This window comes from Acinetobacter sp. LCT-H3 (genome assembly GCF_001866125.1).
Lineage (GTDB): Bacteria > Pseudomonadota > Gammaproteobacteria > Pseudomonadales > Moraxellaceae > Acinetobacter > Acinetobacter schindleri.
On sequence record NZ_MODX01000020.1, the window covers coordinates 17,712 to 43,624 of the forward strand.

The 25,913-nt window shown below is 42.4% G+C and carries 23 protein-coding genes; 12 read left to right on the forward strand and 11 right to left on the reverse strand.

Annotated elements, in window-relative coordinates:
* Window positions 1-267: 267 nt before the first annotated feature.
* Entirely contained in the window at window positions 268-2,406 is a 2,139-nt protein-coding gene (locus tag BK820_RS10960; protein WP_071320934.1) for a multicopper oxidase family protein, read from the forward strand.
* A gap of 116 nt (window positions 2,407-2,522) precedes the next feature.
* Window positions 2,523-3,248 (forward strand): CAF17-like 4Fe-4S cluster assembly/insertion protein YgfZ, encoded by a 726-nt coding sequence (gene ygfZ / locus BK820_RS10965; RefSeq protein WP_005223133.1) that lies wholly within the window; start codon window positions 2,523-2,525, stop codon window positions 3,246-3,248.
* A gap of 43 nt (window positions 3,249-3,291) precedes the next feature.
* On the opposite strand, the gene BK820_RS10970 is transcribed toward ygfZ, so the two are convergent.
* Window positions 3,292-3,543, reverse strand: a complete 252-nt coding sequence (locus BK820_RS10970) for a hypothetical protein (protein ID WP_004814532.1) — start codon at window positions 3,541-3,543, stop codon at window positions 3,292-3,294.
* Between the two features lie 217 nt (window positions 3,544-3,760).
* Here BK820_RS10970 and BK820_RS10975 point away from each other — a divergent pair, with 217 nt between their 5' ends.
* A complete protein-coding gene (locus BK820_RS10975; RefSeq protein ID WP_004891596.1) occupies window positions 3,761-4,579 on the forward strand; it encodes a tetratricopeptide repeat protein in 819 nt (272 codons plus the stop codon).
* A gap of 47 nt (window positions 4,580-4,626) precedes the next feature.
* Here the strand turns inward: BK820_RS10975 and BK820_RS10980 are convergent, their stop codons facing one another.
* The 3 genes from BK820_RS10980 to BK820_RS10990 all read right to left on the reverse strand — a co-directional run bounded on the left by BK820_RS10980 (window position 4,627) and on the right by BK820_RS10990 (window position 8,123).
* Window positions 4,627-5,562: an AEC family transporter gene (locus BK820_RS10980; protein WP_071320935.1), complete on the reverse strand. Its 936-nt coding sequence runs from the start codon at window positions 5,560-5,562 to the stop codon at window positions 4,627-4,629.
* 81 nt (window positions 5,563-5,643) lie between these two features.
* The gene (locus BK820_RS10985; protein WP_071320936.1) at window positions 5,644-6,768 is read right to left on the reverse strand and encodes an NADH:flavin oxidoreductase/NADH oxidase; all 1,125 of its coding nucleotides are present in this window, start codon (window positions 6,766-6,768) and stop codon (window positions 5,644-5,646) included.
* 92 nt (window positions 6,769-6,860) lie between these two features.
* Complete coding sequence (locus BK820_RS10990; RefSeq protein ID WP_071320937.1) at window positions 6,861-8,123, reverse strand: carbohydrate porin; 1,263 nt, start codon at window positions 8,121-8,123, stop codon at window positions 6,861-6,863.
* Window positions 8,124-8,504: 381 nt separating this feature from the next.
* Between BK820_RS10990 and mutM the strand changes: the two genes are divergently transcribed.
* The gene (mutM, locus tag BK820_RS10995; RefSeq protein WP_071320938.1) at window positions 8,505-9,365 is read left to right on the forward strand and encodes a bifunctional DNA-formamidopyrimidine glycosylase/DNA-(apurinic or apyrimidinic site) lyase; all 861 of its coding nucleotides are present in this window, start codon (window positions 8,505-8,507) and stop codon (window positions 9,363-9,365) included.
* Window positions 9,362-9,646 carry a peptidylprolyl isomerase gene (locus BK820_RS11000; protein ID WP_071320939.1) on the forward strand — a complete coding sequence of 95 codons (285 nt, stop codon included), beginning with the start codon at window positions 9,362-9,364 and terminating at the stop codon, window positions 9,644-9,646. Before mutM ends, BK820_RS11000 begins: the two co-directional genes overlap by 4 nt.
* A gap of 107 nt (window positions 9,647-9,753) precedes the next feature.
* On the opposite strand, the gene mscL is transcribed toward BK820_RS11000, so the two are convergent.
* On the reverse strand, window positions 9,754-10,191 hold the full coding sequence (gene mscL, locus BK820_RS11005) for a large conductance mechanosensitive channel protein MscL (RefSeq protein ID WP_071320940.1): 438 nt from the start codon (window positions 10,189-10,191) through the stop codon (window positions 9,754-9,756).
* A 173-nt stretch (window positions 10,192-10,364) separates the two neighbouring features.
* A complete protein-coding gene (typA, locus tag BK820_RS11010; RefSeq protein ID WP_004891578.1) occupies window positions 10,365-12,200 on the reverse strand; it encodes a translational GTPase TypA in 1,836 nt (611 codons plus the stop codon).
* Window positions 12,201-12,362: 162 nt separating this feature from the next.
* Between typA and BK820_RS11015 the strand changes: the two genes are divergently transcribed.
* From BK820_RS11015 to BK820_RS11025, 3 genes are all read left to right on the forward strand, one after another.
* The gene (locus BK820_RS11015) at window positions 12,363-13,733 is read left to right on the forward strand and encodes a uracil-xanthine permease family protein (RefSeq protein ID WP_004814515.1); all 1,371 of its coding nucleotides are present in this window, start codon (window positions 12,363-12,365) and stop codon (window positions 13,731-13,733) included.
* Between the two features lie 65 nt (window positions 13,734-13,798).
* Window positions 13,799-14,833 carry a methyltransferase gene (locus BK820_RS11020; protein WP_004814512.1) on the forward strand — a complete coding sequence of 345 codons (1,035 nt, stop codon included), beginning with the start codon at window positions 13,799-13,801 and terminating at the stop codon, window positions 14,831-14,833.
* Entirely contained in the window at window positions 14,833-16,296 is a 1,464-nt protein-coding gene (locus BK820_RS11025) for an amino acid permease (RefSeq protein WP_004814510.1), read from the forward strand. The genes BK820_RS11020 and BK820_RS11025 overlap by 1 nt, the downstream gene beginning before the upstream one ends.
* A 45-nt stretch (window positions 16,297-16,341) precedes the next feature.
* Here the strand turns inward: BK820_RS11025 and BK820_RS11030 are convergent, their stop codons facing one another.
* Entirely contained in the window at window positions 16,342-16,875 is a 534-nt protein-coding gene (locus BK820_RS11030; protein WP_004814508.1) for a cysteine peptidase family C39 domain-containing protein, read from the reverse strand.
* Window positions 16,876-16,983: 108 nt separating this feature from the next.
* Window positions 16,984-18,033, reverse strand: a complete 1,050-nt coding sequence (omp38, locus tag BK820_RS11035) for an outer membrane protein Omp38 (protein WP_004814506.1) — start codon at window positions 18,031-18,033, stop codon at window positions 16,984-16,986.
* Between the two features lie 372 nt (window positions 18,034-18,405).
* Between omp38 and BK820_RS11040 the strand changes: the two genes are divergently transcribed.
* The 3 genes from BK820_RS11040 (at window position 18,406) to BK820_RS11050 (ending at window position 20,937) form a co-directional block, all read left to right on the forward strand.
* On the forward strand, window positions 18,406-18,927 hold the full coding sequence (locus BK820_RS11040) for a GspH/FimT family pseudopilin (RefSeq protein WP_004814504.1): 522 nt from the start codon (window positions 18,406-18,408) through the stop codon (window positions 18,925-18,927).
* Window positions 18,928-19,038: 111 nt separating this feature from the next.
* Window positions 19,039-20,214, forward strand: a complete 1,176-nt coding sequence (locus BK820_RS11045; RefSeq protein WP_071320941.1) for a thiolase family protein — start codon at window positions 19,039-19,041, stop codon at window positions 20,212-20,214.
* A gap of 261 nt (window positions 20,215-20,475) precedes the next feature.
* A complete protein-coding gene (locus tag BK820_RS11050; protein WP_071320942.1) occupies window positions 20,476-20,937 on the forward strand; it encodes a VOC family protein in 462 nt (153 codons plus the stop codon).
* A 43-nt stretch (window positions 20,938-20,980) separates the two neighbouring features.
* On the opposite strand, the gene BK820_RS11055 is transcribed toward BK820_RS11050, so the two are convergent.
* The 3 genes from BK820_RS11055 to BK820_RS11065 all read right to left on the reverse strand — a co-directional run bounded on the left by BK820_RS11055 (window position 20,981) and on the right by BK820_RS11065 (window position 24,480).
* A complete protein-coding gene (locus BK820_RS11055) occupies window positions 20,981-21,466 on the reverse strand; it encodes a DUF934 domain-containing protein (RefSeq protein ID WP_071320943.1) in 486 nt (161 codons plus the stop codon).
* Complete coding sequence (locus tag BK820_RS11060; protein ID WP_071320944.1) at window positions 21,459-23,102, reverse strand: nitrite/sulfite reductase; 1,644 nt, start codon at window positions 23,100-23,102, stop codon at window positions 21,459-21,461. Before BK820_RS11060 ends, BK820_RS11055 begins: the two co-directional genes overlap by 8 nt.
* Before the next feature lie 256 nt (window positions 23,103-23,358).
* Window positions 23,359-24,480, reverse strand: coding sequence for a CaiB/BaiF CoA transferase family protein (locus tag BK820_RS11065; protein WP_004891568.1), 1,122 nt, complete (start codon window positions 24,478-24,480; stop codon window positions 23,359-23,361).
* 212 nt (window positions 24,481-24,692) lie between these two features.
* On the opposite strand from BK820_RS11065, the gene BK820_RS11070 reads away from it, so the two are divergent.
* The gene (locus tag BK820_RS11070) at window positions 24,693-25,703 is read left to right on the forward strand and encodes an AraC family transcriptional regulator (protein ID WP_004814497.1); all 1,011 of its coding nucleotides are present in this window, start codon (window positions 24,693-24,695) and stop codon (window positions 25,701-25,703) included.
* The last annotated feature ends 210 nt before the right edge of the window (window positions 25,704-25,913 follow it).

Here is a 25,913-nt window from a genome sequence, read left to right on the forward strand (position 1 = left end):
AGTGAGCTAGATTAAAATCCCTAACTTTTTTAAGATTTTTTTTACAGTCGATGATTTCTTGCAAATTACTTTAAATATCATAATTAATTCAAAAACTTAATACTTATTCTTAGTAGTTTATTATCTGAATAGTTTTGACCTTTTCCTGTCATCTATCTGTATATCCCAATTTGGTGATATTCACCCTTAAAACATTTCAGTACATCTAAGCGATAAGTACTTCATAACAACAACACACAACATAAAAAATTAATAAAGGTGAATAACATGTTACAGATCGCCATTATTGGGATCATTACTGTATTAGTGGCAGTTTTGGCTTCCAGCTGGATTGGAGGGAAAAAGCCCTCCGATCCATACAATCCGACTAAACCTACTCCTACCCACCCCACTAAACCGGATCATCCTTCTCCCCCTTTCCCTCCCGCCTCTGGTAAATCGGAGTCACTCATTAATAATCCACCCTTGCTGCAAAAAGGTGGTAAAGGTAAATACGAACTGGTTGCGGCATATAAGACCAATAAGATTTATAACCCGAGGCAATCGCAATGGGATCAATTACTGGTTCGGGGTTATTTGACTAAAGCCAGTTTATTGAACAGGCAGGAAGCACGTGAAACCGGAATTGTGGATGAACTGGTTGGTCCACAGATTCGGGTCAAACAGGGTGAAACCTTGTCGATTAATTTAAATAATCAGCTACCTGATGAAACACCTGAAAGCTGTGAAAATATTCTCGATCCGAATGAACCCCATTGTTTTAATACCACCAACCTGCATACACATGGTTTCTGGGTCAGCCCTCAGGGAAATAGTGACAATGTCTTTCTGAAAATTGCCCCACAGGCGAATCTTGATTATCAATATAAGATTGAACCCAATCATCCTGCGGGCACTTACTGGTACCATGCCCATTTACATGGCTCGACCGCAATTCAGGTATCTAGTGGGATGGCTGGTCCACTCATTGTGGAAGGAAGCCGGGTACCTAAAGTGAAAAATGGCAAGGTGACTTCTACAGGTGATCTCGATATTTTATGGAAAGATAAAGCCAAGCATAATGATGCAAATGAAAAAATTCTGATCTTCCAGCAAATTCAATATGACTGTACTGACACTGAAGGCCAATCTTTAAACAGCAATGATTGTAAAGGTGCAGGCATAGGCACGATGGAAAACTATGCTGGTCTGAATAGCTTCAACTCTTGGGGGCTAAATAACTACTACACTTCAATTAATGGCAAAGTATTAGGCGAAATTCAGGTCAATCAAAATGAATTTAACCGCTGGCGTATGATTCATGGAGGGGTACGGGACACTATTGGCTTAATCATTAAAGAATTACCTGGCTCCAGCCAATATACTGCCAAGCAAACGGTGGATGCCTGTCTTTCCTATCAGGGGAATATTCTCATTCCCGCCTCAAAAGTTGCTTTCGATCAACTGACCAGCCTGCCAGTTCACACGATTGCCCAAGACGGATTAACGATGAGCCAGGCTCAGCCCCGTACCCTTTCCGTGTTCCAGCCAGGTTATCGTCACGATGCCATGCTCAGCTTTCCCTCCACCAATAAATACTGCATCTTCGATTCAAGATTAAATATTGATGATGAAATTAATATCAGAACTTCCGGTGAAATCACCCCACAGTTATCTCCTAATAGCAGGCTAAATGCACAGCTGCTGGGCTGGGTAAATGTAAAATCCACCAAGTTGAAGGCGCAAACTGCTGCTCAGTTTTTAAAAGATCAGGCACAGAAAATCGGCTTAAGCAAGGAGATTCAGGCGCAATTAGCGCAACTTAATCTGTCTGCCTTTACTGATCATCCCTCATTGATGACCAGAGAAATAGATAACCTGATTCAAGACCGACCACAACAACGCTCTACTTTTGATGCCTCTTTTGGTCCAAATGGTAAATTCGGTTATCGTTATGCTGATCATCCAGGCATCTATAGTTTTGGAGAAACCTTCACTGGAGAAAGTGTGGTCAATGGCAAATATGTGCGCAAGCTAGAAATAGGTAAAGTCGATGAATGGGTACTGACCAGCGCAAATCTGGGACATCCTTTCCATATCCATGTCAATCCGTTCCAGATTGTTAAAATTTTAAACCCGGATAAAAAAGACGTAAGTGAAGCAATATCGGAACCTGCAACCACGCCCAATGAGCTGGATGATGTCCAGTACCGAGGTTTAAAAGGACAATTCAAGGATACCATCTTTGTTAAACCGGGATATGAAGTGATTGTTCGAAGTCATTACAAGAAATTCGAAGGTGACTTTGTACAGCATTGTCATATTCTCGATCATGAAGATCAGGGCATGATGGAATATGTACGAATCTGTGGCGGGAAATTTGACTGTAATGCTGATTTACCTGGTTCACATGACCATCATCATTAACTCTCGCTTTTAATTAAAAGCCTGCATCTGATATTGCGGGCTTTTTTATTTGCCTAGAGATAATGCTTGCTGCACAATAGCTTGATTGATTTTTAGTATTCAAACTGAGGCTGATCATGGCAACATCTCCTGCTTTTACCTTATTTACGCTGAATGGAGTAGATGCGCAAAAATTCCTGCAAGGTCAAGTGACTTTAAATACTGAAGCCTTGGCTGAAAACCAAACGCGCTATACCGCAATCTGTAGTTTAAAAGGACGCATTCTATTTGGTTTATGGCTGAAAAAAATTAACGCTGAAAGCTTTGAAATCGTTGTGACTGCTGATCAGGCTGAAGACTTTGCCAAGCACATCCGCAAGTTTGGAGCTTTCTCCAAAATGAAGTTAGAAGAAGTAGGTTTAGCTTATCCAGTCGTCACAGGCATCCATAGCGAATTTGGTCCTGAAGCAACGGATATTCAAGCTTGGGAGATGAATGCAATTGAATCAGGTCAGGCATGGATTCAGGCAGCAACCGCAGAACAATTCCAGCCACAAGAACTGCGCCTGTATCAGCGTGAAGGCATCCACTATGACAAGGGGTGTTACCTCGGTCAGGAAGTCATTGCCCGTTTATGGTTCAAAGCCAAACCGAAACACTGGTTGCATCTGGTACAAGGTACAGCTGAAGCACCAGCTATCGCAAGTAAACTGAATAATGATGTAGAAGTCGTAAACAGTGTCAATATTGACGGCGGCTTTAAAGCACTCGTGGTTGCCAAACCGGAAGCGCTTATTGAATTAGGTTTGACTGTACTCGACCTGCCTGAAGCACTCAGTGGTGATGTCGCTCGTCCACAATAAGAAAATCACTTTAAAAAAAATCCTCCTATATGGAGGATTTTTTTTAAAGATTAAAATCATGGAACAATTTGTTCATGTCTTTAATCACATAATCTTTAAAATGAAAAGCGCGTGCATGTTTCGCATCGAAGCGTGCAGTTTTACCTTCATGCTCAAAAATATATACACGGTCTTCATTGCTGACTAAAAAGTTTTGACCCAATCGCATGAGTAATGCATCGAACTTATCCTCATCAGCGATACTGTCATCCTTACTGATTTGATCATATGCACGTTTAATGCCTTTAATAAACATTGTTTCACCCTACTTCATGGCTCAAACGCGGATTTAATCAGAGATTCATAGAATTTCAAAGTTTTGTGGTAAAGATAGTTTTCATCTTCTCTTCATTATATTTGTATTTCGTGACAATTAGGATATTTACAAAGTATAAAATCATTTTATGATGTAGCTGTAATAATTTAAAAAACACCACGGAATCAGGTGTTGCATACAACAAGGTCCAGGAACCATGAAAAAAATAATATTTGCTGCGATGCTCGCAGTTTCATCTCAATATGCACTTGCCAATGCAAATACCAAAGCTGAAGCAGTTGATCCTCAATTTGCCAAGGTTGAAGCCCTAGTCAAAGCCAATGACTTTAAAGGTGCCCACACTTTACTGAATGAGTTAGCACAGAAAGGAAATGCTCAAGCACTGTATAACTTAGGCTATTTAACCCAGACTGGTCAGGGCACCGCAAAGAATGAGAAAAAAGCGGTACAACTGTATGAACAGTCAGCAAGCAAAGGCTACCCGGTTGCCAACTATGTCCTCGGTAAAAATTATGCAGGCGGTACAATGGGGCTGAAACAGGATCTGAACAAAGCCAAACAATATCTGGAACGTGCATCCAGTGCCGGTTTTGATGATGCTACTGTGGATCTGGCAGTGTTACTTTTTGCTGAAGGAAAACCTGCTTCTGATCAGCAAGCACTGAAAAAACTTCAACCACTGATTAAAAAAGATAATTTCCAGGCAATTCATGCCAAAGCCCTGTATGACATCAGCCTGGGCTTTAAAAATAAAGATGAAAAACCGATTCAGCAAGGTTTAAGCTCGATTCAGGAGCTTGCCAAGAAAGGCTATATCCCTGCCCTGATGGCAGTCGCTAACATGTTTGCCAATGGTAATATCGTGCCGCAAAACCTGCCTGAAGCGAAGAAAATCTTTAGTGCCTTGGCTCAGGAAAATATTCCACAAGCCAAAGAGTCTCTGGCGGCAGTAGAGAAAATGATTGCTGAACAAAGCAAGAAACCAGCTCAACCAACGGCGCAAAAGAAAAGCTAACCTAAGCTATAAAAAGCCCCTGATTCGGGGCTTTTTTATTGGAATGTTTAACTGAGATAATAACCAGACTGAGTCAGGATGACTGCCACCACAATAAATCCCATTAAGGTACTGAGTACCAATGGCGGTAAAGCTTTGTCCTGTACCCCATAATGCTGGGCAAAAATCCCAAAAGCGATTGGCATTGGCAATGCCGCCAGCAATGTGCCGATAAAAAGCATCTCACGACTGACATCGAAAGCCGATAATAAACTGAAAATCAGCAATGGCATGACGATGACTTTTATGGCTGTCAGGAACCAGCTAAAGGCCGTCAGTGAGCTGAGATTCATGCCAATCAGGCTACCACCAATCACAAATAAGGCCAGTGGCGATGCGGTTTGCCCTAACATTTTTAAGGTAGAGCTAAGTAATTCTGGTAGTTGAATATCTAGAACTATGCACAAAATACCCAGCATAATCGAAAGAATCACCGGATTTTTCAAGATCCGTAGCAATGTTCCAGTCAATATACTTTTACCAGCTGTACCGGGGGCTTGCAGACCCCGTTCAGCCAGAATCAGCATCAAGGTCACGATCAGCAGATTTTCTACAATAAGAGTCAATGAAAGATAAATTGCTGAATGTGAACCAATCAATAAAGTCAGTATCGCCGTGCCGATAAACCCGGTATTGGACATGGCCCCCCCCATGGCCAGCACACCGGACTCAGTGAGAGAAGCCTTGAAGAAATAGCGGCAGCAGAAAAATACTACGCCGTAGAGCAGCAAAGAACCGCCTGCATAGGCAATAAAATACTGTGGACTCCAGATATCGCTGAGATGTTTACTTGCCAAGGCTTGTAACAGAAAAGCTGGCAAGGAAATCTTCATTACAAACTGACTCATCGCCGTAATCAGCGAGGGGGTGATAAATTGGGTTCGTGCAGCGATATAACCTAAAAACACGACGGCACAAATTGGAAATAGAATAGTGAATAACATTAATTTTCTGCAGTTTTACTGCATTGTTCCTTAATATGTTCATCCCTGAACGATTAACTTCCACTCATTCAACAAGCAGTTTTATTTGTCCGCTGAGGAGAAAGGCTTAAGCAGATCACGCAAACCGTGTGGCTGGCAACGCAAATACTGAGGCGTCACCTCTACGGTTTCACCGAGTGTCGCAGCTGCATGCCATGGCCAGCGTGGATCATACAAAATGCCACGCGCAAGCGCGATAGCATCTGCCTGTCCATATTGTAGAATTCCTTCTGCCTGCATTGCTTCCGTAATCAAACCGACCGCAATCACTGGAATATTGACCGCCTTTTTAATCGCTTCCGCAAAAGGAACCTGATAATTCGGATGCACATCAATTTTCTGGTCTACATGTAAACCTGCACTCGAAACGTGGATATAGACAGCACCCGATGCTTCCAGCGCTTTAGAAAGTTCAACAGCAGCCTCAATGTTCCAGCTTTCAACCTCTTTCATCCAGTCGGTAGCGGAAATACGCACGCCAATCGGATAGCCTTCAGGAACCGCAGCTTTCATCGCTTTAAAGACCTCTAAAGTCAGACGAATTCGGTTTTCAAATGAACCGCCATATTGATCCTGGCGCTGATTCGACAGAGGTGACATAAACTGATGCAGCAAATAGCCATGCGCAGCATGAAGCTCAATCAGCTCAAATCCTGCTTCGACAGCACGCTTGGCACTGGTGGCAAAGTCCTGAATTACTTGCTGGATTTCCTCAAGATTTAAGGCTTTTGGTGGGTGCTCATGTGCTTGAAAGGGAATATCACTGGCAGAGACAGTCTGCCAGCCTAAAGGCTGATCTGGTGCAATTTGCCCCTTGCCTTCCCAGGGTTTATCTGTGGAGGCTTTACGCCCAGCATGTGCCAGCTGAATCGCAAAAGGCATTGGCGAAAGAGATCGTACCTTCTCCAGTAAGGTCTTGATCTGTGCTGTCTGGCTATCATTCCACAAGCCCAAATCGGCATAACTGATCCGGCCTTCTGGCTGTACCGCAGTCGCTTCGACAATACATAAACCTGCACCTGATAAGGCATAGTTAGCCCATTGCTGTTCGTGCCAATAGGTAATTTCCCCCTGCTCTGTTGCAGAGTACTGACACATCGGCGCAATTACGATTTTATTTTGAAGTTGCAGTGATCCAAATTGAATAGGTTGAAATAGTAATGCCACGCTGTATTTCCTCTTTTTATTGCACAGTTTCACTCTAGAAATAAAAACAAGCTCCCAAGAGCCTGTTTAGTTATAGCGTGAACAATCCAACTTTAGAAGATCACTCGTGTAGTTAACCCTAGTACTAATGCATTGTCTACTTGATTGCTAGACCCTGGATTTATTACATATTGCAGGTTTGGACGTAGCATTAACCACTTTGTTGCGTTATAGCTGTAGTTGAGTTCGATATTGTATTCAGCGCTAGCATCAAATGATGGACGTGAATCTGCAAAACGGTCATTCACATGCACACGGTTGACCGCCAGACCTAAAATGTCGTTCGGCTGGCTGTCCACAAGACCGATATATTTCACACCAATTTGTTGTGAATTATCTACTTTGTTAGTATCGCGGTCATGCCAGGTAAAATTAGCAAATGAATGTAAACCCTGACGGCCACTACCTGTCGATGTTAACTGTTGCTCTATAGCTAACCAGCCTGCAAAGGTACGATTTTTTCCTTCACCTGTTGCGATGTCTTTTTGGTTAGCAATATCATCAGCCGTGTTATACATACCACCAATACGGTAGCTACCCGGTAAACCGTTCACAAAAGATTTTGGAGTCCAGACCACCTCTGCCGGAATGGTTACGCCATCCGCATGATCGGTATTCAGACTCCAGCCTTGACCTTCAGCCTTGCCATTACCATTGTCCGGGTTAAATTCATAAACTCCTACTTGAACTGCAACTTCAGGATTTAACCGTTGTTTAACGCGTGCTCCCCATTGAGATACTGGGGTATTCATCCAGATATTACCCTGCCATTTACCCATCTGTGCAGCGCAGAATGCTGTACTGGCAAAATCACAAGCCATGACATTAAAGTCCATACCCAGACCTAAACGACCTGCTTTAATACTCAATCCTTGATCTTTGAAGGTCTTCTCAATTGACAGTTCGCTTAAACGACTGTCCTGGTTACCACGACCAAAAGTACCTTGAACATTGGCCATGTGAGGAGCATTTCCTTGTAAATCACGCACTGAAGTACTTTGGCCTTGACGTGCGGTAGCGACTACACGAACAGTTACACCATCCCAGCCTGCCAGTTTTTCCATATCTAACTGGGTGCCTAACCATAACTGTGCAGAAGTTAATGGATCTGCTCCTTCATTACGGCCACCCTCTGCAAGATAAGCCGTATCTGTCAGTATATTTGCCTCAAACTTGATACCTTGCTGGGCAAGTTCTGTACGCTTTCCATCCCAGTCCCCGAACAGGTACTGCCCCTGAGGATCAAATGCAGATTCAGCTTGAGCTGAAGTCATGGCTACCATGAATGGCAGTAAAGCTAGACTTAACTTTTTCATATAAAACCTAAACATACGGAGAGAGTAAAGGCAACCTGAGACTTGCCCTGTATGACTTGATACAGAACGTTACATAACTTTTCACTTAAATACACAGCATTTTTTTTATTATTGGTAAAACTTTAAGTTATAAGAGATAATATTTTATATAAAATTTAATTTATATAATGTATATTTTTCAGGTATTTAATTACTTAATAAGATCTAAAATCCGTTTCTCTTTAAACCTAACAGTAAAAATACACCTGATATTAAAGTTTATTTTTTAAACAATTGTTAAAATAAATTTCCATCTTCAATTTTCAGTTCTCTTTTAAACAGGACTTGCATTCAACTATAAAACGCCCAATATTAGCGTCATGATATTAGCTGCTAAATGTTATGCCTGAATTACCAGAAGTTGAAACCACCAAAACCAGTCTCCTGCCTCTCCTTGATCAGAAAGTTCTATACGTGGAGGTGCGTCAGTCAAGCTTACGCTGGCCGATTCCTGAGGATATTGCTCGTCTGCAAGGACAGCGCCTGATTCAACTGACACGTCGTTCCAAATATATTCTGGCGCAATTTGAACAGGATACGATGCTATGGCATTTAGGCATGTCAGGTAGCTTTCGCTTGTGTGAAGCCAATGAAGAATTGCGCAAGCATGATCATCTGATTATTCAGTTTGAAGAGATTCAGCTGCGTTACCATGACCCGCGCCGTTTCGGCTGTATTCTCTGGTTAGACACTCAATCACAAAGCAAGCTGATTGATACGCTTGGGCCGGAGCCATTAAGCGATGCTTTTAATGCCGAATATCTATTTGAAAAACTAAAAAATAAAAACGTTGGCACCAAAGTTGCAATTATGGATAACCATTTCGTGGTCGGCGTAGGCAATATCTATGCAACTGAAAGCCTGTTCAATATGGGTATTCATCCAGCCCAGCCAGCCTCAAGTTTGAGTTTCGAACAGATTGAAAAACTGGTGGTTGAGATCAAGCGTATTTTAAAACAGGCGATTGACTTAGGTGGTTCTACCTTACGCGACTACACCAATGCTATGGGAGAAAATGGTTATTTCCAGCAGACGCTGTTGGCTTATGGCCGTGCAGGAGAAATGTGCGTGAACTGCGAAACGACACTAGAAAATATCAAGCTCGGCCAGCGTGCATCCGTCTATTGTCCTGAATGCCAGCCGCTGAAAAAGGTAAAGCTTTCATCCAAGCGTGTGGCTGCTGTACGAGGTAAGAAATCATGAAGACTGCGATTGTCCGTCATATTCTGGTGAAGGATAAAGATACTGCGGAACAGCTTAAAAAGAAGATTCTGGCAGGTGCAGATTTTTCCAAAATTGCCAAACAATATTCGACCTGTAACTCTGCCAAACGTGGTGGTGAACTCGGTGAAGTAAAAAAAGGCCAACTCGTTCCAGTGATTGACAAACTGGTCTTTACTGCTGCGGAACATGTTCTACATGGTCCAGTCAAAAGTCAGTTTGGTTTTCATTTGCTAGAAATTAAGTTCCGAATGGATTTTTAATCCCCCTAAATCCCTCTATAAGTAAAGGGGGACTTCCCCTCTTCTTTTAGGGAGAGGTTAAGAAATAAAAAACGGCGCGAGAAGCGCCGTTTTTTGATCTAGAAAGCTTAGACTTCAGGTCGTTTTTTTAATTCATCACGAATTTCACGTAATAATGCAACATCTTCCGGTGTTGCTGCTGGCTCTGGGTCTACCTCTTGTTTACGACGCAGTTTGTTCATTAGTTTTACTAACCAGAATACGACCCATGCCAATAACAGGAAGTTAATTAAAATCGTCAGGAAATTACCATAAGCAAGAACATTCAGACCCGCTGCCTGTGCAGCAGCCAAATTGGTCACATTATTTGGATTATCACCTAACACCACAAACCAGTTAGAGTAATCAACATCACCACCCAAGATCCAGCTCACGACAGGCATGATAATGTCTTTCACCATAGAATCGATAATTTTACCGAAAGCACCGCCAATGATCACACCCACTGCGAGATCCATGACATTGCCTTTCACCGCAAATTCTTTAAATTCTTGAATAATGCTCATAAAGTCACCTGTTTCTTATACAATTTTCAATTTTGCGATAGATTATACAGGAGTTAGATATTTCTATTTAAGCCTAATTGATCAGGTTTATGTAATCTTGTCCAACCTTATCTAGATATATAAAAAAACCGCTGAACAATGTCAGCGGTTTTTTAAACTATTAGTAATCGAACTTATTTAGCACGGTTACGCTTACGTTCGTTTTCAGTCAGGTAACGCTTACGGATACGGATTGACTTCGGTGTTACTTCAACAAGCTCGTCATCTTCAATGAATTCAAGCGCTTGTTCTAGCGTGTATTCAATTGCAGGAACAAGTGTTAACGCATCATCAGTACCAGAGGCACGTACGTTGGTTAACTGTTTTGCTTTAGTTGGGTTAACAACCATGTCATCAGAACGTGAGTTAATACCCACGATCATGCCTTCATAAACTTCTAACTGTGGTTTAGCGAATAGACGACCACGGTCTTGCAGCGTAAACAATGCATAGCCCAGGCAAGTACCTTGAACCATAGAAATCAGTACACCATTTTGACGTTTCGCAACAGTACCTTGTTTCATTGGACCATAATGCGAGAAGCTAGACGTCATGATACCCGTACCAGAAGTCATGGTCAGGAATTCTGAACGGAAACCGATCAAGCCACGTGAAGGTACAGTTGCTTCAATACGGATACGGCCTTTACCGTCAACTTCCATATTGGTCATTTCGCCTTTACGGTGACCCATTTGCTCCATTACAGCGCCTTGGTGCTGTTCTTCAACGTCAAACGTTACGTTTTCATATGGCTCTTGTTTTTCACCATCAATTTCTTTGATGATGACTTGTGGACGAGACACGCCCATTTCGAAGCCTTCACGACGCATGTTTTCAATTAAAACTGAAAGGTGAAGCTCACCACGACCAGATACTTTGAAACGGTCTGGACTGTCAGTGTCTTCAACACGAAGTGCTACGTTGTGGATCAATTCGCGGTCAAGACGTTCACGGATATTACGTGAAGTTACAAATTTACCTTCTTTACCAGCAAACGGTGAGTTGTTTACCTGGAATGTCATCGATACTGTAGGTTCATCTACAGACAATGGTGGAAGCGCTTCAACTGCTTTCGGATCACAGATTGTGTCAGAAATGTTTAGTGCATCAATACCAGTGATACAAACGATGTCGCCTGCTTGAGCAGATTCAACATCAACACGCTCTAAACCATGGTAACCCATGATTTTCAAGATACGGCCGTTACGAGTGTTACCTTCTTTGTCGATCACAGTCACAGGCGTGTTTAATTTCACTGAACCGCGTTGGATACGACCAACACCGATTACACCTACGAAGCTGTTATAGTCAAGTGAAGACACTTGCATTTGGAATGGACCATCAACGTCAACTGCTGGTGGTTCAACAATGTCTACGATTGTTTGGAACAACGGCGTCATGTCGTCAGCAAGTTCTTCAGGAGAAGGACCCGCTACACCACGAAGACCAGATGCATATACAACCGGGAAGTCTAACTGTTCGTCAGTACCGCCTAAGTTATCGAATAAATCGAATACTTGGTCAATTACCCAGTCAGGACGTGCGCTTGGCTTGTCGACTTTGTTGATAATGACAATTGGTTTTAAACCACGTGCGAACGCTTTTTGCGTTACGAAACGAGTTTGTGGCATTGGACCTTCTTGTGAGTCTACAAGAAGCAATACGCAGTCCACCATCGAAAGAACACGTTCAACTTCACCACCGAAGTCGGCGTGTCCCGGGGTGTCCACGATGTTAATGCGATATTCTGTGTTAGTACGTGCATCAGTCCATTTGATTGCAGTGTTTTTTGCAAGAATGGTAATACCACGTTCACTTTCAATAGCGCCAGAATCCATGACACGCTCGATCTCACCCGCGCGATCACCGAGAGCACCTGATTGTTGCAAAAGTTTGTCTACAAGAGTGGTTTTACCATGATCGACGTGCGCAATAATGGCGATGTTACGGAGAGTTTTAATATCTGACATGTAAATTCGATACGTATTAAATTTGAGGGCAAATTATACAGAAAAATACAAACTTTTGACAGTGACAGTTTGTTGACTTCGTCAATTTTTTTTCCAATGCCTTTTGTAATGACGTGTAACTCGATTAGAATAGCGCCACCCAGCCTTAATTTGCATTGACACATGTCTGATTTTAATCAATCTCCTTCTTCCAAAGATCAACTTGACCTCGTGTACGGCCTTGAAGATCGCCCTAAACCATTTATCGCATTTCTAGCAGCGTTCCAGCATTTACTGGCCATTATTGTCCCAATTGTGACTCCTGGCCTGCTGATCTGTCTGGCACTTGGTGTCTCTAAAGAAGATACCAACATGATTTTATCCATGTCATTGGTAATTTCAGGGATCGCGACTTTTTTACAATCCAAAAAAGTTGGCCCATTTGGTGCAGGTTTGCTGATTGTTCAAGGCACCAGTTTTAACTTTATTGGTCCAATTATTGGTATTGGTTCGGCGATGGTTGCTGCCGGTACACCCGTAGAAGCTGTCATGGCTTCGATCTTTGGCGTGGTGATTGCAGGTTCATTTATTGAAATGGGCGTATCGCAAATCCTGCCATGGATTAAAAAGCTGATCACACCTTTAGTAACAGGGATTGTAGTTTTACTGATTGGTCTGACTTTAATTAAAGAAGGCCTAATCAGCATGGGTGGTGGTTATCAGGCCATGAATGATAAAACCTTTGCTAATGCTGATAACCTAATCATGTCATGTACAGTTCTGGCACTGATTATTTTACTGAATCGTGTGCGCATTACCTGGGTAAAAAGTTCGGCAATTCTGATCGCACTGGTTGTAGGTTATATTCTTGCTGGCTTTATGGGTCACCTGAACTTTGAAGGCTTAAAAGATGCCCCACTGGTTCAGATCCCGACACCAATGCATTTTGGATTAAGCTTCTCTTGGAGCTTATTCATTCCAATGGCGTTTATTTATTTGGTGACTTCACTAGAAGCGATTGGTGACATTACTGCAACATCTAAACTCTCTAACCAGCCAGTCGATGGCCCGACCTGGATGAAGCGTATTAAAGGTGGCGTATTAGTGAATGGTGCAAACTCTTTACTTGCGGGTTTATTCAATACATTCCCAAGTTCTGTATTTGCACAAAATAACGGTGTGATTCAATTGACTGGTGTAGCGAGCCGTTATGTCGGCATCTGGATTGCAGCACTTTTAGTCATTCTGGGTTTACTTCCAGCCGTGGCTGGCGTGATTCAGGCGGTTCCTCAAGCTGTTCTTGGTGGCGCAGTGATGGTGATGTTTGGTGCAGTCGCTGCCTCTGGTATTAACATTCTGTCTGGTATTCACCTAGACCGTCGTGCTCTACTGATCATCGCAATTTCTCTTGCATTAGGCTTGGGTGTGGCACAGGTTCCACAGATTCTGGAACATCTTCCTGAATTATTCCGTAATATCTTTAGTTCTGGTGTTGCGACCGGCGGTATTGCGGCCTTGATTCTAAATATTGTACTTCCTGAAACAAAGAAGTAAGTTCATGTCCAGAAAACACTGTCTGAGTTGAACTTGGACAGTGTTTTTCTATTGGAGAGATTCCTATGGATGCTAAAAGCGAAGTTTTATTAAGACAATATGATTATTTGTCGGGTCGTGTACTGCTGATTAATCCTCCAACGGATCATCTGCTGGCTGAATTTGATCAATCCATTCAGGCTGCAGTGTGGACATGGAATTATAATGACTACCTGTATTTTCAGGCCCAGCAAGCTAATGTACATTTTGGTGCAGAATTTCCTGAAGGTGAATTTGATCAGGCTGTAATCTTTGTTCCAAAATCCAGAGAATTACTTAATTACCTGATTCACAATGTAGCGGTTTACCTAAAACAAGGCAGCCAGGTATTTTTGGTAGGTGAGAAAAAAGGTGGCGTGGAACGCGCGGCAAAACAGCTGCAACCCTATGGTAAAAGCCTCAAACTCGATAGCGCACGACATTGCCAATTATGGCAATTGACACTAGACTGCAACGTCGAGAAAAAGGCATTAGCTGACTGGGCACAAACCTATAGCGTCTCTACTCCCAAAGGTGATTTACAAATCTGTGCACTCCCTGGTGTATTTAGCCAGAATCATCTGGATGTCGGTACAGCGGTTTTCCTGCCCTACCTGTCTGAAGTGACTTCAGGTAAAATTGCCGACTTTGGCTGTGGTGCCGGCGTCATTAGTGCCTATCTTGCCAAGCTCAATCCGAACAATCGTATCTTTGCCTTAGATGTAGATGCTTTTGCATTAGCCTCTACCAAAATGACTTTTGAGAAAAATCAGCTTGAGCCTGAGCAGCTTGAAATTAAGGCAGTGAGCGGGATTGAAGATGCACCATTATTTTTGCACGCTATCGTCAGTAATCCACCCTTCCATCAGGGTATTCAGACCAACTATGATGCCAGTGAAAATCTGTGCAAGACTTCACGTCGTCATCTCAAGTCTGGTGGTGAATTATGGATTGTGGCGAACCGCTTCTTAAATTACCCGATTTTAATTGAGCAAAGCTTTGGCCAGTGCACCGTCAAAACTGATCAACAAGGCTTCAAAGTGCTTTTCGCCAGCACTCAAAAAAATGTTAAGGAATCATGATGAGCGAAACTCAACACAGCACACAGCTGCAGCGTAAGCTAAGTGCTCGTCATCTGAATATGATCGCCATCGGTGGATCAATTGGTACAGGTTTGTTCCTGGCTTCAGGTGCAACTATTGCCAATGCCGGACCAGGTGGTGCATTACTTGCGTATGCGCTCATTGGTGTCATGATTTACTTCCTGATGACCAGCTTGGGGGAGCTTGCAACCCATAATCCGACTTCAGGTGCTTTCTTTACTTACGGTACTAAATATGTCGAAGGCGGTTTTGGTTTCGCTTTAGGCTGGAACTACTGGTATAACTGGGCAATCACCGTAGCCTTTGAGCTGGTCGCAGTCCAGTTCATCATGAAATTCTGGTTTCCAGACATTCCTGGTTTTTACTGGAGTGCCCTGTTCCTGGCGGTGGTCTTCGGGATTAATGCACTGACGGTAAAAGGCTTTGGTGAATCTGAATTTTTCTTCTCCTTAATCAAAGTGCTGGCGATTATTGCGTTTATCATCATTGGTATCTTCATGATTGCAAAAATCATGTTAACTCCTGAGGTTGCTACATTTGCCAACTGGACCAAAGGTGAAGCACCATTTGTGGGTGGCTTATCTGCCCTGATCGGGGTGGCGATGATTGCCGGATTCTCCTTCCAGGGAACTGAAATGGTCGGTGTCGCTGCAGGTGAATCTAAAGATCCGCAGAAAACCATTCCAGTAGCAATCAAGCAAATTTTCTGGCGTATCCTGTTATTCTATATTGTGTGTATCTTCATTATCGGCACCCTGATTGCTTATGATGACCCACGTCTTTTACAGGCAGCGTCTAGTGAAGATATTGCGCTTTCGCCTTTCACTTTGCTATATGAACAAGCTGGTTTCGCCTTTGCTGCCAGTGTGATGAATGCGGTGATTTTGACTGCAATTCTGTCTGCAGGTAACTCGGGCATGTACTCCTCTACCCGTATGCTGTTTGATATGGCACGTAAAGGCAGTGCACCAAAATTGTTTGGTCGTCTGGATGCGCGCGGTGTGCCAATGAATGCACTATATGCCACCACTGCAATCGCAGCCTTATGTTTTCTGACAACATTTATTGGTGAACAGGAAGTATTTAACTGGCTACTCAATATGTCTGGTATGTGTGGATTTATTGTATGGTTGGGTATTGCAATATCTCATTACCGCTTCCGTAAAGGATATCTGGCTCAAGGTTATAAACTTGAGGATCTGGCGTATCGTGCCAAGTTCTTCCCATTTGCACCATGGTTTGCTTTTGTGCTATGTGCGATTGTGGTCCTGGGGCAAAACTATCAAGCAGTACTGAGTGGTGAATGGCTTGCAGTACTTTCTACTTACATTGGTATTTTCTTATTCTTGGCAATCTGGTTAGGTTATAAGTGGAAACACAACACCAAACTCATTTCTTATAAAGAGATGGATGTTCAGCCGATGAAAATAGATCATGAATAATTTTCGATCTGAAAAAGCAGCCTGAATGGCTGCTTTTTTATTGTATTAACTGTGGCGCATAACAAAATTTCGATCGTCAATGACGATAGTTTGCTGACAAATCCCCTCTACCCGACGCTGCTGTTCAAACACTTCTTTCCGCATGGACTCAAAACTGTCAAAGAAGCTGATTTCACTTTTATTGATTTCGTACACCAAAGAATGATTCCCTACGCCCTCCAGGGTGTCATAGAACACAATCACAAAACGACCAGCTTCTACATTTTCCTGAATGTCTGCATAAGACAATGGCTGTTCTATAACCGGGATTTGTAAACGAGATGCTTGTTGATAGAACTCAATTTCAATTGGCTGTTTATCTGGGTCATGTTCAGTATAAAAATGAACATCCAAACCCAGTGTTTTTAAAGCAACTGCAAGCGCAATACTGGAGGTTCCCATTTCAGGATCATGGTGTGTGAGCTGTACCAGATCCGGAATATGCAGATCTATACCATAGTGATGAAAAATCATCCAGATCGCATAGAGGCCACTATTGGCCTCCAGATTTTGTAAATCTTCAGGAAGTTCCACACTCATGCTCAGACTCAAAAACAGGTTTAGGGCTATGCAGTGTAGTCAAATCAGGGCAATAAAAAAAGCGACTCATAAGAGAGTCGCTTTTTTTAATCAGTGTTCAATAATGAATTATTGAGCAGCTGGTTGTTCAGCTAGTACAGTACGGCTACCAGAAATAGTCGCGAATACACGACGGTTCATAGCACGACCTTCTTTAGTGTTGTTGTCAGCAATCGGTTGATCCCAAGCGAAACCTTGAGTAGACAAACGAGAAGCATCAACGTTGTATTCGTTAACTAGTGAAGATTTCACAGAGTTAGCACGAGCAAGAGATAAACGTTCGTTCAGTGCACGTGGACCAGTGTTGTCAGTGTGACCTTCGATACGAGCAGTTGCGTTTGGATATTCAACCAATTTTTCAGCAACTTTCGCGATTTCTGGTTTGTACTGATCTTTGATGTTAGATTTGTTTGTATCAAAGAATACACGAAGTTCCATGTTCAGGTCTTCAGTCAACTCTTGTGGAGCTGGAGCAACTGGAGCAACTGGTTCAACTGGAGCAACTTCTACGACTGGCGCAGCAGGTTTCAAGTGGCCACCAAGAACTACGTTTAAACCAGCAAGCGCTGTGTAGTTCCAGAAATCTTCGTCAATGTTATAAGTTGCACGAGCTTCTGTACGTAGAGACAGAGCATCGTTTAAACGCCAGAAAGCACCTAGACCAGCATTACCTAAAGTACCTTCGTCATCTTTAAGACGCGCATCACCATCTAAATCATATTCATACTTGTAGTGACCAGCACCTAAAAGTACGTATGGTTTGATTTTGCTGTCATAGTTTTTAGTGATCAGATCAGAAGTAACGTAGAAGTTACCATTGATTTGAGTTTGCTTATACTCACCGTAAGAAGCTTCGCTGTCTTCGATATCACCTTTCACTTGGTTATATTCAGCTTCAAAGCCTAACCATGGAGTCAGTTCAACACCAAGCGCAGCACCTACGAATAGGTCGTCTTGAAGCTCAGGAGTTTCACCATATAGATGATCTTCATAGCTGTTGTTGTGTTTTGTATCTTGCCAAGTATAACCAACCAGTAATGGAGTAACAGTTACGCCTGCGTTTGCAGCAGCGAAAGGAGCAGCTACAAGCATTGCTAAAGCAATACGACTCATTTTCATGGATTTATCCTCCAGAGATAACAAATTGTTGTTCAAGCTCAAGCCTAAATTGGCTTTCCTGAGATAGGCTTCTTTTACCCCAGTTTTATTTTTAAGCTATTCACAGGGAATCATACAAACACTGAATAAATTTTCCAAGTGCTTGATTAATCTAATCAAGTAAATTATTGACAAAATTACTTACAATTTCCGTTGTAATTCGGTAAATTTTTACTCAATTTTTTATTGTGAATACCTTATTGTCTCTTACCTAATTTTAACAGCTTTCTCCTATTTCAAGTACAAAAATACTAGGTAAATAAAAAAAAGCATTAAAAAACGCCTAATTAATAGCATGTTTCAAATAAAAATAATATATAAATAGGTTAAACCATGTATATAAAAAGAAATAATGCGTTCACAATTGTGGAGCTTATTGTTGTTATTTCCACTCTTGCAATACTTACAACCCTAGCAGTTCCTCTGTTTCAAGAATATCAGTCAAAACAAGAAGCTAACAGTATTTATCAGAAGATTACAGCAGTGAATCGCTATGCACGCAGTCAATCGGCAGTATTACGGCAGAATATTGTGATTTGTCCCACATTAAATCTATCGACCTGTCAAACAAATCAGTGGAGCAATGCCTGGCTGGTATTTGTCGATCAAAATAAAAATAGACAGGTTGATGCCGGCGAAACCGTACTGCATGTTGATCATCTAAGGCTTAAATATGGACAGCTGGATTGGAGAGGTGCTTTAAGTGTCCCAAGTATCAACTATCAGGCTCAAACCAATTTACCTATTGGCTCCAATGGCAGCTTTTACTACTGTTCTTTTCAGCATTCCTATTATTACAAAATTGTACTTAGCAAAATGGGGCATCTGCGTAAAGAGAATCTAAATACATGCTGAGAAAACTGTCCGGTTTATGATTCAATTTTTTTGAGGCTTTAATCTTGCAGTTTTTTCAATATACTGCTTAGGTCGAGAATAAAAGACTAAAACTCATATGGAGATACAACAATGACTGACATCGTAATTGTCAATGGTGCACGTACAGCCATGGGTGGCTTCCAAGGCAGCTTATCAGGTGTGACTGCGCCTGAACTAGGTGCTGTCACGATCAAAGAAGCCATTGCACGTGCAGGTTTACAACCAACAGACATCGAAGAAGTCATTATGGGTTGTGTTCTTCCTGCCGGTTTAAAACAGGGTCCTGCCCGTCAGGCAATGCGTAAGGCTGGTCTTCCAGACAGCACAGGTGCTGTAACTATTAATAAGCTTTGTGGTTCAGGCATGAAAGCAGTGATGCAAGCTGCTGACATGATCAAGGCCGGTTCTGCAACTTATGTAGTTGCTGGTGGAATGGAATCGATGACCAATGCGCCCTATGTATTACCTAAAGCACGTGGCGGCTTCCGTATGGGCCATGGTGAAATTAAAGACCATATGTTCCTGGACGGTTTAGAAGATGCAGAAACTGGTCGCCTAATGGGTTCTTTTGCCCAAGATATGGCAAATACCAAAGGTTATACGCGTGAACAGATGGATGATTTCGCTATCCGTTCATTAAAACGTGCACAAACTGCGGTCAATGAAGGCTACTTTGCAGATGAAATTGTGCCAGTCACTGTTTCCACCCGTAAAGGTGATGTAGTGGTTGATAAAGACGAACAGCCATTCAATGCCAATATTGATAAAATCCCAACATTACGTCCTGCTTTTGCTAAAGATGGTACCATTACTGCAGCAAATGCCAGCTCTATTTCTGATGGTGCCTCTGCATTGGTTCTAACTTCTGCTGACAATGCAGCAGCTCAAGGTTTAAACCCATTAGCAAAAATTGTTGCCTATGCGTCAAACTCTCAACATCCATCAGAGTTTACAATTGCTCCTGTTGGTGCTATTCAGAAAGTACTGGATAAAGCAGGCTGGACAGCTGAAGAAGTAGATCTTTGGGAGATCAATGAAGCCTTTGCCATGGTCACCATGTGTCCAATGGATGAGTTCAAGCTTGATCCTGAAAAAGTCAATATTAATGGTGGTGCTTGTGCACTAGGTCATCCAGTGGGTTCTACAGGTTCTCGTATTATCCTGACCTTAATCCATGCATTGAAACGTACAGGCGGTAAACGTGGTATCGCTGCGCTATGTATTGGTGGTGGTGAAGCAACTGCAGTCGCGATTGAGCTAATCTAATTATCGAAAAATCAAATGACTGAAGAGGGCTTTTAGAGCCCTCTTTTTTATTAATCCAAAATCTGGCCTTAATGATGACTACTAAAATATTACTCGAACAATCATTTAAAACCGGGTCTTAAATTAAAAATTATTTTTGTCTTGATTACCCTATCAATAGAAGAATTCCCTTCCTTACACTTTCATAAAGCTTCTTTATCAATCAGACACGTTGCAAGGAGTAGATTAGAGAGAATCAAAACAAGAAAAAAGGAAACCTCCATGCGATTTAATCACTATCTCAACTTCCAAGGTGAAACTGAAGCCGCTTTTACTTTTTATCGTTCAGTGTTTGGTGGTGAATTTTCTAATTTGAGCCGTTATGGTGATATGCCCGGACAGGAAGGCATTGACCTCTCCGATACGGATAGAAGCCAGATTTTGCATATTTCACTTCCTATCAATGAATATACTGAATTAATGGGATCAGATATTAATGAAAAGCTAGACAGCCCTAGCTCCCCTACTTTTACCAAAGGGACCAATCACTATATTGCAATTATTTTAAGTGCTAGTGAACAAGCCGAAGCTCAACGACTGTTTGAGGCTTTATCTGCCAAGGGTCAAATTGAAATACCTTTGGAAAAAACTTTTTGGGGCGCACTTTACGGTGCCTGTACCGATCAGTTTGGTGTGCAGTGGATGATTAACTGTCTATTAGAAGAACGTAGTCCAAATTTCTAGAAATAAAAAAGCCTCCATTTGGAGGCTTTTAACTGAAGACGGATTAAGCTCCAGTCTGATAGTTCGGTTTTGGCACAGCTGTGGATGCTTGGTACGGATTGCTAAAGTCATTTAAACCTGCTGCCGCTTCCTGAATATCTTTACCTTCTTTAATCACGAAAGTATCGAAACCCGAACGCTTCATATAGTTCAGTACGTCTTTAAATACATCACCTGTTGCACGCAGCTCGCCCTGAAAACCCTGGCGACGAAGAAGTGCTGCAAATGAATAACCACGGCCATCATTAAAACCGGCAAACTCGATAAAGATTGCATCCAACTGATCAAGTGGAAATTCATTGGTTTCAGGAGAAGCATCTACTGTCAGGTAAAGTGCTTTTTTGCCCGAAACATTGGCGATTTGATCTAACTGTTCAACAGTCAGAACCACATCACCTTGTGGCAATACGCCATCTTCACCCATCAACTGGTAAGTATTGTCTGCAATCGTGCCATCTTTAGAGAGCACTTGTAGTGCGGTATTAAGCATATGTACGCTCCTTGAATGATTGGATGCCAACACGACGATAGGTATCGATAAATTCTTCACCTTCCTGACGCAGGTCAAGATAAGTATTCAGGATTTCTTCGATGATATCCGGCACTACTTCAGCAGCAAATGATGGACCAAGAATGTCACCAATCGATGCATCATGGTCTGCATTACCACCTAAAGTGATCTGGTAGAATTCAGCACCTTTTTTGTCTACACCCAAAATACCGATATTACCAACGTGGTGGTGGCCACAGGCATTCATACAACCTGAAATATTCAGGTCAATTTTGCCAAGGTTATAAATCGTATCCAGATCATCAAAACGACGTGAAATTGCTTCAGAAATCGGAATTGATTTCGCATTCGCCAATGAACAGAAGTCACCGCCCGGGCAGCAAATGATATCCGTCAAGAAACCGATGTGAGCGCGGGCCAGATTGTTTTGCTCAAGGATCGTCCACAATTCGAACAGGTCTTTTTGTGGGACATCAACAAGAGCAATATTTTGCTCATGAGTCGTGCGTAATTCACCGAAAGTGTACTTGTCTGCAAGATCTGCAATCAGGTTCATCTCTTCAGTGGTTACATCACCAGGAGCCACACCTGCACGTTTCAGTGAAATCGTAACGATACGATAGCCTTTCACCTTGTGCGCATTGGTATTGATATTGAACCATTGCTTGAATTTCGGATGCGCCGCGAACTGTTCAGAAAAATCTTCATCTGCATAATCTTGATAAGCAAATGGCGTGAAGTTCTCATCCATTTTTGCCAAGGTTTCAGCATCGATTTTCAATGTTTTAATGGTATGTGCAAATTCCGCTTCTACTTTCTCAGCAAATACTTCAGGTGTGAGTGCTTTTACCAAGATTTTGATACGCGCTTTATATTTGTTGTCACGACGACCATGCAAGTTGTATACACGAAGTACTGCTTCAAGGTATGCAATCAGGTCTTCACGTGGCAGGAAGTCACGGATAAAGCTACCAATAATTGGTGTACGGCCTAGACCACCACCGACTTTGATTTTATAGCCCATATCACCCGCTTCATTTTTCACGATATATACACCGATATCGTGGAATGCAGTTGCTGCACGGTCGATCTCTTCCAGTGCAGAAACAGCAATCTTGAACTTACGTGGCAAGAAAGCGAATTCCGGGTGAAAAGTAGACCATTGACGGATCAATTCACATGTTGGACGCGGATCTGCAATCTCGCCTGCAACGACACCAGCATATTGGTCAGTCGTCGTATTACGGATACAGTTACCTGATGTCTGAATCGCATGCATTTGTACTGAGGCCAATTCTTGCAGCATATCTGGCACATTTTCCAGTGCAGGCCAGTTGAACTGGAAGTTTTGACGTGTTGATACGTGTGCATAACCACGGTCGTATTCTTTTGCCAGTTCCGCAATTTTACGTAACTGTTTAGAGTTCATCAGACCATACGGTACTGCTACACGCAGCATTGGCGCATAACGTTGTACATATAGGCCATTTTGAAGGCGGAGCGGACGGTATTCATCTTCCGTCAATTTGCCCGCTAAGTAACGTTCCGTTTGGTCACGGAACTGTGCAACACGTTCATTAATCAGTTGCTGATCGAAATCAGTATATAAATACATGGCGTACAGCTAGTAGTTTCTATTATATCGTCGGCAAGGATAACGAGATTAAAACTATCAATAAAATGCTTTTTATACATATTTCATAGCGATTTTATTGATAAGCCTACCAGAAATTCAGTGATTTAAAGGATTTGTCGAGCAAAACTCCTTTTCAACGAATAATGATTTATTTTTTAAATCTTTAGCATTTATTTTCATATAAAAGCAGCTCACCTCTGCTGATTAATAAATAATCATTAAAAAATCTAAAAACTTACCACTGTTCAGATTCACCTAGTGCCTGTCCCATAAAATCATAGCGTGAGCTAGAACGGGAAAATTTGATTGGACAGGCCAGCTGTGGCTCAGTCTCCTGTTCCCCTGCTTTGACTGGAACATGCACCACCCAGCCCCGCTCTTGTGCCAGTTGTGAAGTTAAGGCTTCATCCAGGTGTAATACCGGCTCCACACACACATCTAAAGTAGCAAATATAGTCTGCCACTCATTCAGAGTTTTACTGCGAATTTTCTCTTGAATTGCTGCTTTCACTTCTTTCTGGTCTTGAGCATCTAAGGATAAACCTTTTTCTAACAGAACTGGTAACTGCAATGCCTGTGCCAAACCCTGCATAAATTGTGGCTCCAAGCTGCCAATAGAAAGATAACGTCCATCTTGAGTTTGGTAATAATCATAAAAAGTGCCGCCATTGAGATGCCCCGATTCCGGTTGGGCATGCACACCTGCTGCCAGACTGGCGGCGGCTGCCATATTATTTAAGGTCACCGCACAATCGGTCATGGAAATATCAATATACTGTCCCATTCCGCTACGCTGGCGCTCAATCACCGCTGCCAGGATAGCGATAATCGCATGCATGGAACCGCCAGCAACATCAGCGACCTGAATACCTAAAGCCGGTGGACCACCCTGAACCCGACCGCTATGTCCGGCAATTCCGGATAAGGCCAAGTAGTTAATATCATGCCCGGCCTTATCTTTATAAGAACCAGTTTGCCCATAGCCAGTAATGGAACAATAAATAAGTCGCGGATTGATTTCAGCCAAGGTGGCGTAATCCAGTCCCAAACGTTGCATTACGCCGGGACGGAACTGTTCAACCACGATGTCATAGTCCGAAATCCTGGTTTTGATCTGTTCGATACAGTCACGATTTTTAAGATCCAGCGTGATAGATTGTTTGTTACGATTCAAATAATTGTGTGCAGTTGCCTGTCCATGTGCGTATGGTGGCACTAATCGCAATAGGTCAGGACGTGTTGGTGATTCAATATGCACAACCTCGGCACCGAGGTCTGCCAAGTACATGGTGGCAAAAGGACCAGGTAAAAGTGTAGAAAAATCGAGGACTTTCAATCCTTTTAATGCATAGGACATTAGAATAATTACTCTATTTATGATGGTTTTTTATGCATATTAGAAACATAAACACACAAAAACAATGTCATGTTCAGCCATTTACCTTGATCATTTCGGCAATTTAATATGTAACAAATGGCAAATCCGATTTTGTAAATTGCCATTGATTTATTATTTGTTGTCAATTAGGTCAAGCATTAGTGAACATCAAAGAGACTGAAGGATTAAACATGAGTCGCGATACGATCAGTATCCATTTCGTTAACGCTGCACTCTACGGCGTGAAGCGTCTCGGCATGGACGTCGATACGTTATTGTCTCATGTTGGTATTGAAGCTGAACTTCTGCATCAGCCTAAGGCCCGTATCTCGCCAGAACAATATACCCGTTTTATTAAAATGCTGTGGATGGTGACACAGGACGAGCATGTCGGCTTTGACAAACAGCCTCGCCGTCTGGGCACATTTGCAATCATGTGTCAGCTGATCATCCATGCTAAAACTTTAGGTGATGCGCTGGAACTTTCTTCCCAGTTCTACAAGCTGTTTGGCGATGACTGGGCGGTGACACTGGAACGTGACAAGCATGAAGCACGTTTAGTCCCTCAAATTCCGAAAGAGATGGACCCGGATCATTTCATCACTGAAAGCATGCTAATGATCTGGCATGGTCTGGCTTCGTGGTTGATTGAACGCCGCCTTCCATTGGAACGTGTACATTTCAGCTATCCACGTCCAAATCATGCGGATGAGTATGACGCATTATTTTTTGCACCCGTGATGCAGTTTGACGCGCCACGTACTGAAATTACTTTTGCAGCGGATTATCTCGATTTACCCATCCGTCAGAATGAAGAAACCTTGGAAGAGTTCCTGAAAGCTGCACCTGCTCAACTGTTGGTAAAATTCAAAAATACCAACTCTCTAACCTCCCGTATTCGTGATGTACTGAAGAGCCAGATCGGCGAAGAAATGCCGACGCTGAATGATGTCGCTTCCATGCTATATCTATCTCCACAAACTTTACGTCGTCGTCTGGCTGCTGAAGGCAAGAGTTATCAAGGCGTTAAAGATGCACTGCGTCGAGATGCTGCCATCCACCTCTTGTTAAATCCAGATTTAACCCTGGAAGATGTCGCGCAGCAAGTTGGTTTTAGTGAAACCAGCACCTTCCATCGTGCTTTCAAAAAATGGACCGGTGTAACACCAGGTTTATATCGCCAATTACATGGTTACCATTAAGCCACATTCTCTTCATATTCAATATTAGCTCTTTTGCTAATCTCAGTTCATGCCCAAGCTCCAGACTTGGGCATTTTTTCGTCTGATCTTTTTCTTGAATCATCGCCATTGACCAGATTGCTCAAATGACCTGGTCCGTTCTCGTCATTGCGCTTAGTTAAAGAATCATTACACTCAAAATGATTAGAACAAATCTTATTCATTCAAAAA